Source organism: Bradyrhizobium sp. CCBAU 53340 (assembly GCF_015291645.1).
In the GTDB taxonomy this organism is placed as follows: Bacteria; Pseudomonadota; Alphaproteobacteria; order Rhizobiales; family Xanthobacteraceae; genus Bradyrhizobium.
Genome location: NZ_CP030055.1, coordinates 3,445,799 through 3,460,182, shown reverse-complemented (window position 1 = coordinate 3,460,182; position 14,384 = coordinate 3,445,799). Strand labels below are relative to the sequence as shown.

Sequence of the window (14,384 nt, the reverse complement as noted above, 5' to 3'; positions counted from 1 at the left end):
CGTAAACGAGGACATCCTGATCACCTCAAGCCCTCCGCCTGTCATCGTCTGGTTCCGCGACGACCTCCGCCTGTCTGACCACCCAGCCCTTCACGCCGCCGCCAAATCCGGCGCGCCGGTGATTTGCCTCTACGTGCTCGACGATACGGCCGGACGAGCCCCTGGCGGGGCAGCGCGCTGGTGGCTGGCACAGTCGCTGCGCGCGCTCGGCGCCGACATTGCAGCGCGTGGCGGCTCGCTCGTCCTGCGCAAGGGGACGGCGGCTCGGGTGATCCCAGAGGTGGCGCGCAAGTGCGAAGCTGGCGCGGTCTATTGGAATACGGTCGCTCAGGCCCCGCAACAGGCCATCGAGAAACAGCTCGAAGGGGCGCTGGCAGAGCTCGGCGTGGCCTCGCAGCGTTTTCCCGGCGACTTGCTCGTCCCGCCCTCGGCGATCCGCAACAAGGAAGGCCGCGGCTTGCGCGTGTTCACGCCGTTCTGGCGGCGGGTGCTCTCGCTCGGCGATCCGCCAAAGCCCCTGCCCGCACCGAAACAGCTTCGACCCGCGCCGAAGCTGGCCAGCGACAAGCTGGAGAGTTGGGCGCTCGAGCCAAGCAAGCCCGACTGGGCTGGCGGCCTGCGCGAGACCTGGACACCGGGGGAAGCCTCCGCCCGAGCGCGCCTGCGCGACTTCCTCAAGCACGCCGCGCACGACTATGTCGGCGACCGCGATCGCCCCGATCGCCGGGGCACCTCAGGCCTCTCCCCGCATCTGCGGTTCGGCGAACTCAGCCCCCGTCAGGTCTTTCACGCCGCCCGTTTCGCTGCGGCCGAGAATCCGGCGATCGGCCCCGGCATCGAAAAGTTCCTGAGCGAACTGGGCTGGCGCGAGTTCTGCCGCCATCTGCTCCACGACCACCCGAATCTCGGCACCGAAAACCTCCAAACCAGCTTCGATGACTTCCCCTGGACGACCGACAAGAAGGCCCTCGCCGCCTGGCAGCGCGGCCGCACTGGCTATCCGATCGTCGACGCTGGTCTGCGCGAGCTCTGGCACACCGGCGTGATGCATAACCGGGTGCGGATGGTGGTCGCCTCGTTCCTGGTCAAGCACCTCCTAATCGACTGGCGCGATGGCGAAGCCTGGTTCTGGGACACGCTGGTCGATGCGGATGCCGGCAGCAATCCGGCCAATTGGCAATGGGTGGCCGGCTGCGGCGCCGACGCCGCCCCCTACTTCCGCGTCTTCAACCCGGTGCTCCAGGGCGAGAAGTTCGATCCTGATGGAACCTATGTCCGACGCTGGGTGCCGGAGCTGAAAGACCTGCCAGCCAAGCTGATCCACCAGCCCTGGCAGGCGACGCCGCTCGAACTGGCCAGCGCAGGCATCACACTCGGCAAGACCTATCCGCAACCGATCGTCGATCATGCCAAGGGACGCGAGCGCGCACTCGCCGCTTACGCAAAGATCCGCAAGAGTTGAGCGTTGCTTTGACACTATTGTGAAACTCGCTATCGTCATCACTCCATGCAAACCGTGGGGGACACGATATGGACGACGACAAGCCGATCACCGAGCAGGCAATGGAGACGATAACCACCGCCGTGGAAGCGACCAAGGATGCCGCCGTCACCGCCGTGAAGAAGGTGAAGAAAGCCGCCAAGAAGGTTGCGAAGAAAGTCGCGCCGAAGAAGGCAAAGAAGGCTTCCAAGAAGAAGGCCAAGAAGGCCGCCAAGAAATCGTCGAAGAAAGCCGCCAAGAAATCCGTGAAGAAGGCCGCCAAGAAGACCGCGAAAAAGGCGGTCAAGAAGAAAAAGAAGGCCAAGCGCTGATCGCAGCTTGAGAGCCAGTCTCCGGGGGCGGCGCACCCGGAGACTGCTCCTACCCTCTCCGCTTCGACGCGCGCCTGCCCGGATGATGCTGGCCTTGCGGATCGCGAAACTCGCTGCGATGGCCGCGCCGGTCTTCCGCATTGAAGCGCCGGCGCTTCGCAGGTGAGCCGAACGCCTTGATCACCTTCCTGCCGTTGACCTTCTTGATGACATAGCCGCCCTCAGTCATCGAGAACGGCGCCTTCAGCGTCCCCTTGTGATCGAACTTGGTGCCACGGGGGTGCTTGAAAGGCTCGAACCAGGATGGATAGACGAAGTTCGACATCGGCAATCCCTCGACGTTAAAGGAATCCTCCTCCACCGCATCGCAAACCTCATAGGCATATTGGGTGTTCGGATTCTTGTCCGCCCAGAGATTGGCCAGGGGGTCGAGCACCATCTCGAACAGCTCGTGCGAAGCCGCCACGCTGATCGGCTCCTCCCCCAGCGCCTTGACGAAGATCTTGGAGATCGGTTGGCCGCGATGGGTGAGCTCGTGGCGCCCGAGCATGTTCTTGTGCAAGGCATCGTCGAAATAGACGAGCTGCCAATCGGTGCGCTTCGGCTTGCGGGTGACATAGAGCTCGACCGGATAACCCCACACCGGGAGGAAATGCTTGTCGTAACACTTCTGAAGTGCCGCGGTGAGCCGGCTCATGTCGCGCTCGTCGATCGACTCCCTGGCGTAGTTGATGCAGGCAATCCGGACCGGCTTCATCGACCTGCCGAGCAGTGCGCGCCCCGCCTTCTTCATGAAAATCACCGTGTGAAAGGGTCGCCGAAAAGCGGTTAGCCTAACACGAAAGATGCTGCACGTCAGGGATGTATTCCGCAAGCCCGTCTACGCGCGCCGGTGGACCACGAACACCGCGGTCGCGCACATCGCCATGCCGGCGATCGCCAGCGCATCGAGCTTTTCGCCGAACAGCAGATAGGCCATCAGCGCCGTCACCGCTGGTACCAGATAGAACAGGCTCGCGACCGACGTTGCCGCAGCGTGGCGGATCAGCCAGTACAACAGCCCGATCGATCCGATCGAGAGCGCGATTACAAGCCAGGCCAGCGCAAGCACGAACTCCCGCGTCCAGTGCACGACGCGATCCTCGAACAGGAAAGCACCGGCTGCGAAGAAGATCGTGACGGCGAGGTATTGCACCAGATTGCCGGCGCGCCAGTCGATGTGGTTGCAGTAGCGGCGCTGGTAGAGCGTGCCGAAGGTGATGCTGATCAGCGAGACCACCGAAGCAAGCCACCCGAGCCCGGCCTCGCCGGTCATCGGGCGATTGTGCAGGATCAGGACCACGCCACCCAGTCCCAGCAGCAGGCCGCCCCATTGCAGCGGCGTCACCTTCTCGCCGAGCCAGCGGTTGGCGATGGTCGAGGTCAGGATCGGCTGGAGGCCTGGAATGAGCGCGGAGAGCCCCGCCGGGATCGAATGTGCGATCGCTATCGCGGTGCCGCCGAGATAGAAGCCGTGGATGAGAATGCCGGCGACTGCGCTATGCGCGATACCGCTGCGATCGGGCCATTTCGGGCGGGCAATGCCGGCGATGATCGCCATCAAGCCGACCACCAGCGCCATGCGGATGGCGAGATAGGTCAAGGGGTCGGCGTTGTTGACGACGTATTTGGTGCCGATGAAACCCGTGCTCCAGAGCAGGACGAACAGCACCGGCGCGGCACGGGCGGCCAGAGGATCTTGACTATGATTCATTGCCTGCCTCATTGCCCGAGCGGGCGCGGTGCGGCAATGCGAATTTCCGATGCTGCGCTGCGGCGCGCGCGGCTGACCAGATCAGCCGATCACCATTCTTCCGGGCAGGGATCGATGATCTTCCAGAGCTCGACCCCGTTCTTGATCTTCTTCATGTCGGTGGTGAGCCCGCCATTGCGGCGGATCCAGTCCTTCACCGTATCAGGGTAGTAGGACATCAGGTCGGACGTCCCCTCGGCGCTGGTGACCTTGATTCCGAAGGTGAAGGCCTTGTCGTAATAGGCCTGGTGAAAGCCGAGGCTCGCGCGCGGCGTCACGCAAATCTTGTTCATCGGCACGATGCCGAGCACCAGTGTGCAGGCCGAATTGCAGATGCCGTCGATGATGACCCGCTCACCCTTGTCGCGGACGCGCTTGTACTTGGCTTTGTACTCCTCGACATAGCCGCCGTGGTCGCGGGTGATGTGCAGCTCGGCCCGCGCAGGCGCAGCGGCGACGAAGAGCAACAGCAGGCTGAGGAGCGTGATGCGCATGACAGCGTGACGGTGAGAACCTTGCAGAAACGAACCGGCCTCGAAGAGCACCCCACAGGACTGGCGCGGGGAATCTTTGACCGGATTCTCTTTGGCCATACTTGTGTGGGGAATTCGTTAAGCATCCCGAAAAGGCCAAAAATGGGCAGGCCGCCAGGGCTTCCTCCGGCATTTCGGTCACACCCGCCCGAGAATCAGCCGGATTAGGCCCGATTTCCGGTCCCCGGACAGGTGCCCGCCCTGCCCAAAATGGCTATAAGGAACTGACCTCTAAGCGCGGGTTCCGGAGAATCGAGATGAGCCAGTTGAAGCTTGTTGCCGTGGTTGCTGCCCTGTCGGCAGCAATCCTCGCCCCCAGTCTGGCGGAGGCGCGGGCGCATCACCGGTACCACCGTTACTATGCCAACCCGCTGCCCTATCCGATCAGCTATCTGCACAATTACGGCCCCGGCCTCACCCCAGGCACCTTTGCCTATTACGATGGCCCGTCCACCAACCACTGCTATCAGAGCGCGGCCGCCTATATCGGCCAGGACCGCCGCCGGCACCCCTGCTACTGAGAGCGCCGACGCGGCTCTGGCGGCGGGGCCCGCCTTAACCGGTGGCCCCTGACAGCAGCAATTGCTTCTCGATCTCGTAGACCGGCAGCTTGACGAGGTCCTTGCCGACCTCGCCGCGAAGTGCCTTGCGCACCGCGTCCGAGTAATCCGTACGGATCATGCCCAGTGCGCGCGGCGAGGCCACCATGGTCAGCGCCGACGTCTCCCCCGAGCTGAGCGCAGTATCGAGCCGGCCAGCGAGGTTTCGCAGGAAGATCCGCTCGGCCTCGTCATGCCAGTCGGTCTGCTCCGCCGAGCTGCGGGCGCCGCCGACCGACGCATGCAACCTGCCCGGCGCGTCGGTCCCTTGCGCGGCGGTCGACGGATTGGACTGCTCGTGCACCTCCTTGGTGTGCAGGTTCGGAAACATCTCATCGCCGAGATTTTCCAGAATGAGCGCCTTGCGTCCGTCGCACACGACGAGCCAGTCGCCCTTGTCGATCCTCATCTTGTTCATTGCACTGCTCCTCAAAAAACTACGCGCCGTGTCACGGGTCAGAGATGCTCTTCGAACTCCTCGAAGGACTTGCCGAACTGCGCCATCGCCTCCTCCAGATAGTCGGCGAGCATGGGCGTACCGATCAAATACGATGCGGTGCGCCGATTATGGGCCTGCGCCGCCTGGGTAAGCAGGTCGCGCCAGTTGGAGAGTTCATCGTCGCCACGTCCAAGCCAGGTCAGCGCGACGAGGTCGATCTGCTCGTCGACGTTGAGGTCGCGGATGAAGCCGGCGAGCTCGGCACGGTCGGTGGCTTCGCCACGCCCGCCGCGGCCATAGCTCATGTCGTCGTCACCGGAATCCAGAATGACCCCGCCCCCGGCCGCCTCGCTATCGGACCGGCGCGCCTTTGATACGACGAAGAAGACCTTCTCCGGCGAGATCGACAGATTTGGAATGGCTCGCATCGAGATTCACCCTGCCCGACCGCCGGCACCTTGCCACGGCCTTGGTGTAATCAGACTAGGAGCAGAGCCGGATCTGCGAATTGAGCGGGATCAACAAACGGCAGCGGTCGCCCGACCCGGCTGCAGCGCGCACGGTCTTGGCTATGGACGTGAACCTAGGTAGTTTGCCCGCGCTGGATCAGGCCTCAGCGGACCGACGAGGATTTGTTCATCACCATTACATTTCGGTTCCGCCACAATTTGATCAGAACAACTTCGATATCCTGTATTGCGTAAGCGGAGGAAGACATCATGAAGCTCAAGATCGGCCTTGTCGCCGCGTCCCTGTTCGGCACCCTCGCGGTATCGTCGACGGCGTCAGCCATGCCCGTTGCACCGGCCCCGACCGCGCCGCAGGCCTCCAACGTCGAGCAGGTCCGCATGGTTTGCAACGCCTGGGGACGCTGCTGGTGGCGGCCGAACTATTATTACGGTTACGGCCCGGGATATTATTATGGGCCGCGCTATTATGGCCCGCGTTACTATGGACCGCGCTACTATGGCTATTACGGCTATCGCCGCTGGTGAGATTTGAAGGGCCCTCTGGGGCCCTTTCGCTTTTGCGAGATGGTGCAGGCGGCGAGCTTTGACGCCTGCACTCGCCTGGTACGAGGCTCATACCATCGATCAGCTGGTGAGCCGAAACCGTCGACGGCGGCATCGATCCGACCGTCCCTGTGGCATGACGCCCGCAATACTACGGCCCGGAATCCAGTTTACTGAATCGTCGGGTTTCGCCATTGATGGCCGCGTTCATTTTATTGTCACATTGCAAGATCTGGCCAGATGCATGTTCTTCGACGCTCTCGCCCCCTCCTCCGCCCTCCAGCTGACCCGGTTTACCGACGTCGACTCGTTTCGCCCGGCCGAGTCGCTGGAAGACGCCCGCAGCATTCCGCTCGACGTCGCCAACTTCGCGGCAGCGCGCGCGATCGTGAACCTGCCGGCATGCCGGATCATTGTCGCAAGGTCGTTTGCACGTATCCTGGAGACCACCTACCGCGCACCGGGCGGTATGGTGATCCTGCCGATGAGCGATAACCTGCGCGCCAGTTCGAGCGGAATGGATATCGACTCGCGCTTTTTCATCGCCCTGCGGGGCAACCACCATTGCCATTTCGTCGAGCCCCAGATCAATTATCATGCGCTGATCATGTTCGCGCCGACACTCAAGGATCGCGGCTGGTTCGATCGCGCCGACGCTCTGTGGATTCGCATCGCGGACGCTGCCGCTCATCTCTATGCGCGGCAGCTCGTGCAAGACATTCTCCGGACCGCCTCGGTCGAGCCGCACATGTTCGAGACCACGGAAGTCGCGGCGCATCTCCAGGAGGGCCTGCTGCTCGCTCTCGACGACCTGTTTCAGATAGACCCAATGTCCGAGCGCCGCACACCGAGCGCCGGCGCGCGATCCGCAAGGCTCGTTCAGCAGATCGACGATTATGTCTCGGCCTATCCGACCTCTCCGATCTATACCGCGGATCTCGCCGGTGAATTCGGCGTCTCGGTCCGCACGCTCAGCGGCGCGGTGAGCAAAGTGCGCGGCATGAGCCTGCATCAATACATCCGCCTGAAGCGGCTGTGGGCCACCCGCACGCAACTCCTCAGGAGCAGTGGCGTCTCGGTCGCCACGTGTGCGCGCGCCCAGGGCTTTCATCACCTCGGCGAGTTTGCGGCGGCGTACCGCGCAACTTTCCACGAGGCACCTTCCGATACGTTGGCGAGGGCGCGGCAAGCCGGACTTTCGGCAAGCTGACAGCGGCGCCACAGATCCCGCGCGAGCGGACGGCGCGGACGGATGCGACGGCCTGGACAACAGTGACGATGGCGCGCTCGGAAGGATTCGAACCTCCGACCCTCGGAATCGAAATCCGATGCTCTATCCAGCTGAGCTACGAGCGCCCTGGCCCCAGATATTGGGCCGCAACCGAAGCGCCACGGTCATATGCTGGCAGGCCAGCCCATCGACGACGTTCGGATCGGTTCGAATTAGCAGAGCGGTCAGACAATAAAAAGCCCCCTCCGCCTTAATCGAGGCGGCCAAAGGCACTGTCACCATGTCGTGTTGAAAAGACCGAAATGCGGCTGCTGCGCCACCAGCATCATCGGCTGGCCACGCTGCGGCGCCGGACGCGCCCGAGCCACCTTGCGCCTGGGCTGAGCGGGGGCCTGGGCCTGCGGCTTGGCGTCGGCCTTCGGCGTAAATTGGGCGAATGTCTCGCGCACCCGCGACTTCGCCGACATGTCAGCCAATGGATCCGCCTGCGCGGTCGGCTGAGGCGCGGCGACGGCAGCTGTCTTTGTCGCGGGCGCTGCGATGGTCGGCTGGCTGGTATCAAGCACGACGCGGTCAGGCAGATGGCGGTCGGACCGGATCCGGATCAGTGGCTGGTCGTAGCCTGCACTCGCAACGGCCTGCGCGGCCGGCGACGTCGGCCAAACAACATCAACTGCGAACAACAGTGCGAGTAGCGCTCCACCGACGAACATGAAATACCGAAAGATGGGCATTGGCCGCGCTCCGCCCCCCGCATCCCCGCGTGGGCTTTTCGCCTCAACCGGCGATCCTCTAATTGGTTCCTGCGGCCAGCCTTTGGTTCAAATGGCAACGCCAAGAATTTGGCCAATGGGCAAGGACGGTAACTTTTCCGCTAGCGAACTGTGGTCCCCTTAGACGCGCCGCGCCGTGACCAACGAGCACTTGGCCTGATCGGCGTTCACGTTAACAAACCCGACGGGAACGCGCGCAAAGGTCTTGCGGCTCTTCATGCCGACGATGTCGGCCAGCACGCGACTACGGTCGGTCAAATGGCTGCCGTCGCGTCGCGCAAAAGCGCAGACGATCTCGACGTCCCTTACGGCATAGTCATTGTCGTTTCGCAAGGTGAAGGTCACCAGCGCCTTCGAACCAAGTCCGCCGCGGCGCCAAGTCTGTGACGAGATTTTCAGCCCGTCGAGGCCTGCAGCTTGGGTGGCGGAGGTATCCGAGGCGGTTGTCGGGGAAGCTGGATCGATGGTTGCCAGCGCCATTTTCACCGGCCCGGTTTGTGCGACGTTTCCCTCGGAAGGCGGCATCACCAGCCAGACGGCACCGCCAGTGACGATCGCGGCCAACAACCAGAGAAGGCCGCGTTTGAGCCAGATGCTTGCGAGCCTGGACCGCAGCGAATCCTCGCCATTCCTGACGAGATTTCCCAGTCCGATCCGGCCAGACCCTGCGCTCATAGGTATATTACCCGCCTCCCTCGTTAATCCACGAGACGAACTAAGGTTCCCGCGACCGTGGGAATCTCGGGTAGGAGCTGCAGTGGCGATCGTCGGTCGGGATCGCTAACATGCGCTGCAACATCGCAAAGCCCCTATCGGGAGGAATTGAAATGCCGGTTGTCGTCACCTGGGATCACGTCCATCTGCGCAGCCCCGATCCGGAAGCAACCGCGGCCTGGCTGCGCGATGTCCTCGGCGGCGAGATCGTGCGCGCGCCGGGACGTATCGACGTGAATCTCGGCGGCGCAAGGATCTTCATCGCGCCGCTGGAAGGCGACAGCACCGTCAGCCCGCCGCCTCCGCACCCTCATCAGGGCCTCGACCATTTCGGGCTCACGGTGAAGGACATCGACGCCGTCGCCGCCGAGATCAAGGCCAAGGGCGTAACCTTCACGCGCGAGCCGACCACGATCCGGCCAGGCGTTCGCATCTGCTTCATTCGCGGGCCCGAAGGCATCTCCATCGAGCTGCTTGAGCGCGACAAGAAATATACGTGACGCGGCAGGCGAAGCGCTGCCCGGCTAGCTAGGTCATACTACCCGGCATAAAGCAGCGGATGCTGACGCCCATATAGCCGTAGATCGGCCATACCATGGTACGCCCGACCCGATTGGGCTCCGAGATCACCGCATCCTCGGGCACATCCACCCAGACAAGCTCCTGCTCCTTGCCTTCGATGACGTAGCCGAGGCGCGGGATGCGGACGCGATAGTGCCCGTCCTTGCTTTCCCAGTCGGAGTCGGAGATCGCCGAGCCGTCGGCATCGGAGCAGCATGGCCCCTTGCCGCTGCGCAAGCCGTCGAACCAGGCCTTCAGCTCGGCACTGGTGTTGACGAACTGGCCGCGGTCGCGTGCGTGCCCGAGCGGGGCAACCAGCGTGATCAGCGCCAGCGCGCAAGCAACACTTGCCGCGCTTCGCCATCGTGTGGGACGGCCGGTTCGCCGTCGCTGCGTTTCGCAAATCGTGGGACGCGCACTGTACAGACGCGGCTCATCGCCGCCGGAATCGATCCAGTTGCTCACGTTCGTCTTGCTCCAGCACCCCGCGGCCAGTGCAACAATGGCTATGCATTTCGCGGGCCAACTCTGATTCGCAGCGACTGGCCTCGCTGCATGATGAGACCGTCATATCTGCGTCACAGGCAAGCCGGGATGACTACGGTTCGCGTGCCGGCACGAAACACCATTGCAGGCAAAACTGCCGCGTTGCGCGAAGAGTTGCGCTTTGGCATAAAAGCTTCACCGGTTACGCCATTGGGCGATGGCGGCCGGCCTCGGGACGTTATGAAGAACGGCCTCTATTCGATCCACGTGAGCCTGCTCGATGGTCGAGTCGGCAAGGGCAGCGGCGTGATTCTTTTTCGCGACGGCAAGATCCTTGGCGGCGATGCGTACCTCTATTACACCGGCAGCTACGTCGTAAAAGACGACCACACCTTCAAGGGCGAGGTGCTGGTGCAACGGCACACGTCACCGCGCGGCGACGACAATCCGCTGTTCGGTGGCCCTGCTCCGGTCGGCATCGGCGTCAGCGGGACTTACACCGACACACGCGCAGAAATGACCGGCACGGCGCTGGTCGGCAAGGCCAGCCTGATTTTCGGCGCCACCCTGCACAAGCTCGTCGACGTCGATTAGAGCGTTTTCGAGCGAAGTGGGTACCGGTTCGCGTCAAGAAAACGCGTCAAGACAAGAATCTAGAGCCCCGTTCCGATTCCATCGGAATGGGAAAAGCTCTGGCGCGAGCTATTCTGCAGCCTGCTCCAGCGGCGCCGTGCGCGGCAGGATCATCTGGATGCGCGTGCCGCCACCCGGCTCGGAATCGAGGTCCAGCCGCCCACCGAGCCGGTTGGTGACGATGCTGTAGACGATGTGCAGCCCAAGGCCGGTGCCGCCCTGATCGCGCCGCGTCGTGAAAAACGGATCGAAGGCACGGCGGCGCACGTCGAGCGACATGCCGCAGCCATTGTCGGAGACGATGATCTCGACATTGTCCTTGCCGGATTCACGCACCTGGATGTCGATGACCCCCGCGCGTCCATCCGGGAAAGCGTGCGCCACCGAATTCAGGAACAGATTGGTCAGCACCTGCCCGTACGGACCGGGATAGCTGTTCATGGTCAGGTTAGGCTGGCACTCGACATTGAGCGTCAGGTTCTGCTTGCGCAGGCCCGGGCGCAGGCTCATCACCACCTGCTCGGTGAGGTCGGCGAGGTCGAAGGTGCGCTGGTCGGAATAATTGCGGTCGGCCGCGACCTGTTTGAACGACTGGATCAGTTCGGCCGCGCGATTGAGATTTGAGACGAGCTGCGAGGACGCATCGCGACTGGTGTTGAGATAGTCGTTGAGCGTCGAGCGGCGAAGCTCGCCGCGCTCCACCTCGGCGCTGAATATCGCCGTCTTGCGCTCCAGCGCAGAGGCGACGGTCAGACTGATGCCGACGGGATTGTTGACCTCGTGGGCGACGCCGGCAACCAGGCGCCCAAGGGCGGCGAGCTTTTCCGCCTCGATCAGCGAGGCCTGGGTCTCGCGCAGATTGCGCAGCGCGGTCTCGGCGGCGTCCTTGGCCTTCCGCATCTCCTGTTCGCCGCGCTTGCGCTCGCCGATGTCGAGCGCCACGGTCACGATCCGCTCGATCTCGCCCTCGGCATCGAGCAGCGGCAGCTTGTTGACCAGCCATTGCCGCATGTTGCCGGAGGCGTCCTTGTACTCCTCCTCGTAGAAGCCGAGCCCCTTCCGCTGGCGGAGAACGCGCTTGTCGTTCTCGTCGGTCTTGGCCGCGCCATAGCGCGACATCAGATCGGCCGTGGTGCGGCCGAGCGCATCGCCCGGCTCGATGCCGAAGATGCCGGCCATATAGCGATTCATCAGCACGTAACGGAGGTCGCGGTCCTTGACGTTGATGACGGCGGGCACGGTGTCGATGACCTGCTGGAGCAGGCGCCGGCCTTCGGCAATGGCATCTTCCGCCCGTTTCTGGTCGGTGATGTCGCGCAGCGTGCCTTCGTAGCGGACAATTTTGCCATCCTCGTCCCGCACGCCGGTCGCGCTGTCGGAAAGCCAGAGGATGTCGCCGCTGCGCTGGCGCACCTGGTACTCGAACTCGCGTACCATGCCGTCGCGATGCATTAACCGCTGGTATTCCGCGCGCGCCTCGGGATGGACATAGATGGTATGGGCGATGTCGCTGATGCTGTCGATCAGGTGCTGCGGGCTGTCATAGCCCATCATCCGCGCCAGCGCCGGATTGGCGTTGAGGAGATCGCCTGCCGGCGTCGTCACGTAGATGCCGTCGATCGAGCCCTCGAACAGCTTGCGATAGCTTTCTTCCGCCAGCCGCTGCTCGGTGAGCGCGCGCACCGCCGCTTCGCGGGCGGTGTCGGCCTCCTCCAGCGCACGGCGGAACACCTCGGCGGCGCGGGCGATGTCGCCGATCTCGTTGTTGAGATCGGCCGACGGGATCGACGTATCCTTCACGCCCGCCGCAAGGGCACGGATGGAGCGCGCGATCTGGGCCAGCGGGCGCACAGTTCGTCCCACCACGAAGACAGCGGCGAGGATGCCGATCAGCACGCCCATGCTGCCGAGCACGATGCTCTGCCAGCGCGCTTCCGCGAGCGTCCGGGCAAAGTCGCGCGACAGCACGTGACCGCGGCGGTCGCTGACGTCGCGGAGCAATTCGGTGACGCGGCCGATCAGCCGCCCCTCGGTCCCCAGCACCTCGCGGTCGATATCGGCGATCTGCCGTTCGCGGACGGCGACCGCGATGATGGCATCGGCGTAATTGTTCACGGCCGCCTTCAATCCGCTGTCGGCGATCTCCATGGTCCGCATGCTCTGCGCGGCTTGCTCGGCAGCGGATGGATTGCGCGCGAGCAGCCCGAGCGCAATCCGGCTCTGCGCCTCCGACAGGCGGGCGGCAAGATCACGGTCGCCGCTTGCGGAGACCGCTGCGTCGAATTGGTCGCGCAATGGCGGCAGCCCGGCGAGCAACTGGGCACGGCGATCGATCAGGGTCGAGATCCGCTCCAGCCCGCTGCGATAGGTCGCAAGCCGCTCGGAGACGCCGTCGATCATGTCCTGCTGTTCAGGGGCAAGCTCAATGCGGGTCTTCTTGAGAATGTCGCTCAGGGTCGAGGCGGCCTCGCCGACCTGCTTGAACTGGATGCCGGCGCCAGGATCGGTGACGAAGTCACGCGCGGCGAGCCGCAAATCGTTCATGCGGCGGTCGATGTCTTCGGCGAGATCGCCGACGCTTTGCAGCCGCTGGAGTTCGGCGAAGGTGGCGTCGATATGCCGGATCGCGATCACGCTGGCGGTCGAGGTGACGATGATCACCGCCAGCACCAGGATGAAGCTGCCGAACGTCATCTGGCCGATCGACAGCGAAAACGATCGCTTCGGCGGCGAATTCGGTGGCGTTTCGACGGGCATTGGGGCGGAACCGGACTCCATACCCGCCCAATATACGCTGTATCGCCCCTCCGGGGGAACATGCCTCCGGAGGCCGGAAGGGGCTGTTTTTCATGATGGTTTAGCGACGGCAGCCCGCCGGGCCGGGATCGTCATGGCGGCGACGCCGAGGACGACGCAGGCGAGACCAATCCATGCGGTCCGGCTCAGCGTTTCGCCCAGGAAAGCGACGCTGATCGCAACCCCGATCGGGACGCGCAGGTACGCCTGGGCCGTGGTGCCGACCGAGCCGAGGGTCTGGATCAAGCGGAAATAGATCGCGAACGCCGCCGCGGTCGAGAATACCGCGAGCGCGAGCAGCGCCAGGACGGAAGCGAGCGAGGGCGACAGCGCCCAAGGCTGCTCGAGCACGAGCGAGGCCGGGATCAGCACGGCCGCACCCGCCAGCAACGAGCCGGCGGCCGGCGCCATGGGATCGAGGCCTTTGAAGCTACGGCCGAAGATCGCGGCGCAGGCGTAGCAGACGGTGGCGGCGACGATCGCCGCTTCCGCGAGGAGGCCGCTACCGATGTCGCGGAACGCATCGACGCCGACGATCAGCAGGATGCCGGCCATGCCGGCGACCACGCCGAACAGCTTTCGCGGCGTCGTGGCCTCATGACGGGTGACGATCGCGGTGAGCAGGAAGGTGAAGATCGGCCCGGCCGAATTGAGGATGGTGGCAAGCGCCGCATCGACATGGCGCTCGCCCCAGGCGATCAGGGTCCAGGGGATGACGCTGTTGAGGACGGCCTGGAACGCGAAGCGCTGCCAGGTCGCGGCGTCCGTGGGCATGCTGATGCCCCTCGCCCGCATGACAATGAGCAGCAGCAGGCCTGCGATCGACGTGCGCGCCGCGATCAGGGTCACCGGCGGAATGGTGGCGACACCAAGCTTGATGAAAGTGTAGGAGCCGCCCCACAGCGTTGCGAGCCCGACCAGCAGCGCCAGCTCGACGGCGACGTTGGTCTGCTGCCTGGTATCCATGACGCGCTCCGTCCATTCCACGATGGACGGAACCTA

The 14,384-nt window shown here is 63.9% G+C and carries 17 protein-coding genes and 1 tRNA gene; 7 read left to right on the top strand and 11 right to left on the bottom strand.

What is annotated here, in order from left to right:
- Positions 1-16: 16 nt before the first annotated feature.
- Entirely contained in the window at positions 17-1,462 is a 1,446-nt protein-coding gene (locus XH89_RS16320) for a deoxyribodipyrimidine photo-lyase (protein WP_246767891.1), read from the top strand.
- A gap of 68 nt (positions 1,463-1,530) precedes the next feature.
- The gene (locus tag XH89_RS16315; RefSeq protein WP_194467990.1) at positions 1,531-1,812 is read left to right on the top strand and encodes a histone; all 282 of its coding nucleotides are present in this window, start codon (positions 1,531-1,533) and stop codon (positions 1,810-1,812) included.
- 49 nt (positions 1,813-1,861) lie between these two features.
- On the opposite strand, the gene XH89_RS16310 is transcribed toward XH89_RS16315, so the two are convergent.
- From XH89_RS16310 to XH89_RS16300, 3 genes are all read right to left on the bottom strand, one after another.
- Entirely contained in the window at positions 1,862-2,605 is a 744-nt protein-coding gene (locus tag XH89_RS16310) for a hypothetical protein (RefSeq protein ID WP_194467989.1), read from the bottom strand.
- An 87-nt stretch (positions 2,606-2,692) separates the two neighbouring features.
- On the bottom strand, positions 2,693-3,565 hold the full coding sequence (locus XH89_RS16305) for a DMT family transporter (RefSeq protein WP_194467988.1): 873 nt from the start codon (positions 3,563-3,565) through the stop codon (positions 2,693-2,695).
- A gap of 89 nt (positions 3,566-3,654) precedes the next feature.
- Positions 3,655-4,098, bottom strand: coding sequence for a hypothetical protein (locus XH89_RS16300; protein WP_194467987.1), 444 nt, complete (start codon positions 4,096-4,098; stop codon positions 3,655-3,657).
- A 296-nt stretch (positions 4,099-4,394) separates the two neighbouring features.
- On the opposite strand from XH89_RS16300, the gene XH89_RS16295 reads away from it, so the two are divergent.
- Positions 4,395-4,658 (top strand): hypothetical protein, encoded by a 264-nt coding sequence (locus XH89_RS16295; protein ID WP_194467986.1) that lies wholly within the window; start codon positions 4,395-4,397, stop codon positions 4,656-4,658.
- A 34-nt stretch (positions 4,659-4,692) separates the two neighbouring features.
- On the opposite strand, the gene XH89_RS16290 is transcribed toward XH89_RS16295, so the two are convergent.
- Both XH89_RS16290 and XH89_RS16285 read right to left on the bottom strand, forming a co-directional pair.
- Positions 4,693-5,154 carry a host attachment protein gene (locus XH89_RS16290; protein WP_194467985.1) on the bottom strand — a complete coding sequence of 154 codons (462 nt, stop codon included), beginning with the start codon at positions 5,152-5,154 and terminating at the stop codon, positions 4,693-4,695.
- 38 nt (positions 5,155-5,192) lie between these two features.
- Positions 5,193-5,603, bottom strand: a complete 411-nt coding sequence (locus XH89_RS16285; protein ID WP_194467984.1) for a DUF3775 domain-containing protein — start codon at positions 5,601-5,603, stop codon at positions 5,193-5,195.
- 291 nt (positions 5,604-5,894) lie between these two features.
- Here XH89_RS16285 and XH89_RS16280 point away from each other — a divergent pair, with 291 nt between their 5' ends.
- Both XH89_RS16280 and XH89_RS16275 read left to right on the top strand, forming a co-directional pair.
- Positions 5,895-6,170, top strand: a complete 276-nt coding sequence (locus XH89_RS16280; protein WP_194467983.1) for a hypothetical protein — start codon at positions 5,895-5,897, stop codon at positions 6,168-6,170.
- A gap of 262 nt (positions 6,171-6,432) precedes the next feature.
- Entirely contained in the window at positions 6,433-7,398 is a 966-nt protein-coding gene (locus tag XH89_RS16275; RefSeq protein ID WP_194468504.1) for a helix-turn-helix domain-containing protein, read from the top strand.
- Positions 7,399-7,467: 69 nt separating this feature from the next.
- Here the strand turns inward: XH89_RS16275 and XH89_RS16270 are convergent.
- From XH89_RS16270 to XH89_RS16260, 3 genes are all read right to left on the bottom strand, one after another.
- Positions 7,468-7,544, bottom strand: a tRNA-Arg gene (locus XH89_RS16270).
- Between the two features lie 150 nt (positions 7,545-7,694).
- A complete protein-coding gene (locus XH89_RS16265) occupies positions 7,695-8,153 on the bottom strand; it encodes a hypothetical protein (protein ID WP_194467982.1) in 459 nt (152 codons plus the stop codon).
- 159 nt (positions 8,154-8,312) lie between these two features.
- Positions 8,313-8,867 carry a hypothetical protein gene (locus XH89_RS16260; protein WP_194467981.1) on the bottom strand — a complete coding sequence of 185 codons (555 nt, stop codon included), beginning with the start codon at positions 8,865-8,867 and terminating at the stop codon, positions 8,313-8,315.
- A 152-nt stretch (positions 8,868-9,019) separates the two neighbouring features.
- Here XH89_RS16260 and XH89_RS16255 point away from each other — a divergent pair, with 152 nt between their 5' ends.
- A complete protein-coding gene (locus tag XH89_RS16255; RefSeq protein WP_194467980.1) occupies positions 9,020-9,406 on the top strand; it encodes a VOC family protein in 387 nt (128 codons plus the stop codon).
- 28 nt (positions 9,407-9,434) lie between these two features.
- On the opposite strand, the gene XH89_RS16250 is transcribed toward XH89_RS16255, so the two are convergent.
- Positions 9,435-9,932 carry a hypothetical protein gene (locus tag XH89_RS16250; protein WP_194467979.1) on the bottom strand — a complete coding sequence of 166 codons (498 nt, stop codon included), beginning with the start codon at positions 9,930-9,932 and terminating at the stop codon, positions 9,435-9,437.
- A gap of 261 nt (positions 9,933-10,193) precedes the next feature.
- Here XH89_RS16250 and XH89_RS16245 point away from each other — a divergent pair, with 261 nt between their 5' ends.
- Positions 10,194-10,547 (top strand): GrlR family regulatory protein, encoded by a 354-nt coding sequence (locus XH89_RS16245; RefSeq protein ID WP_194468503.1) that lies wholly within the window; start codon positions 10,194-10,196, stop codon positions 10,545-10,547.
- Between the two features lie 108 nt (positions 10,548-10,655).
- Here XH89_RS16245 and XH89_RS16240 read toward each other — a convergent pair whose 3' ends face one another.
- Together XH89_RS16240 and XH89_RS16235 are read right to left on the bottom strand one after the other, a co-directional pair.
- A complete protein-coding gene (locus tag XH89_RS16240) occupies positions 10,656-13,343 on the bottom strand; it encodes a PAS domain S-box protein (protein ID WP_194467978.1) in 2,688 nt (895 codons plus the stop codon).
- 90 nt (positions 13,344-13,433) lie between these two features.
- Positions 13,434-14,348 carry a DMT family transporter gene (locus XH89_RS16235; RefSeq protein WP_194467977.1) on the bottom strand — a complete coding sequence of 305 codons (915 nt, stop codon included), beginning with the start codon at positions 14,346-14,348 and terminating at the stop codon, positions 13,434-13,436.
- Positions 14,349-14,384: the final 36 nt, after the last annotated feature.

Bases quoted from the DNA above. Each gene is read 5' to 3' on its own strand.
- XH89_RS16260 (WP_194467981.1), bottom strand. From the start codon at position 8,867: ATGAGCGCAGGGTCTGGCCGGATCGGACTGGGAAATCTCGTCAGGAAT.
- XH89_RS16305 (WP_194467988.1), bottom strand. From the start codon at position 3,565: ATGAATCATAGTCAAGATCCTCTGGCCGCCCGTGCCGCGCCGGTGCTG.
- XH89_RS16285 (WP_194467984.1), bottom strand. From the start codon at position 5,603: ATGCGAGCCATTCCAAATCTGTCGATCTCGCCGGAGAAGGTCTTCTTC.
- XH89_RS16275 (WP_194468504.1), top strand. From the start codon at position 6,433: ATGTTCTTCGACGCTCTCGCCCCCTCCTCCGCCCTCCAGCTGACCCGG.
- XH89_RS16310 (WP_194467989.1), bottom strand. From the start codon at position 2,605: ATGAAGAAGGCGGGGCGCGCACTGCTCGGCAGGTCGATGAAGCCGGTC.
- XH89_RS16300 (WP_194467987.1), bottom strand. From the start codon at position 4,098: ATGCGCATCACGCTCCTCAGCCTGCTGTTGCTCTTCGTCGCCGCTGCG.
- XH89_RS16255 (WP_194467980.1), top strand. From the start codon at position 9,020: ATGCCGGTTGTCGTCACCTGGGATCACGTCCATCTGCGCAGCCCCGAT.
- XH89_RS16290 (WP_194467985.1), bottom strand. From the start codon at position 5,154: ATGAACAAGATGAGGATCGACAAGGGCGACTGGCTCGTCGTGTGCGAC.
- XH89_RS16280 (WP_194467983.1), top strand. From the start codon at position 5,895: ATGAAGCTCAAGATCGGCCTTGTCGCCGCGTCCCTGTTCGGCACCCTC.
- XH89_RS16295 (WP_194467986.1), top strand. From the start codon at position 4,395: ATGAGCCAGTTGAAGCTTGTTGCCGTGGTTGCTGCCCTGTCGGCAGCA.
- XH89_RS16265 (WP_194467982.1), bottom strand. From the start codon at position 8,153: ATGCCCATCTTTCGGTATTTCATGTTCGTCGGTGGAGCGCTACTCGCA.
- XH89_RS16315 (WP_194467990.1), top strand. From the start codon at position 1,531: ATGGACGACGACAAGCCGATCACCGAGCAGGCAATGGAGACGATAACC.
- XH89_RS16240 (WP_194467978.1), bottom strand. From the start codon at position 13,343: ATGCCCGTCGAAACGCCACCGAATTCGCCGCCGAAGCGATCGTTTTCG.
- XH89_RS16235 (WP_194467977.1), bottom strand. From the start codon at position 14,348: ATGGATACCAGGCAGCAGACCAACGTCGCCGTCGAGCTGGCGCTGCTG.
- XH89_RS16245 (WP_194468503.1), top strand. From the start codon at position 10,194: ATGAAGAACGGCCTCTATTCGATCCACGTGAGCCTGCTCGATGGTCGA.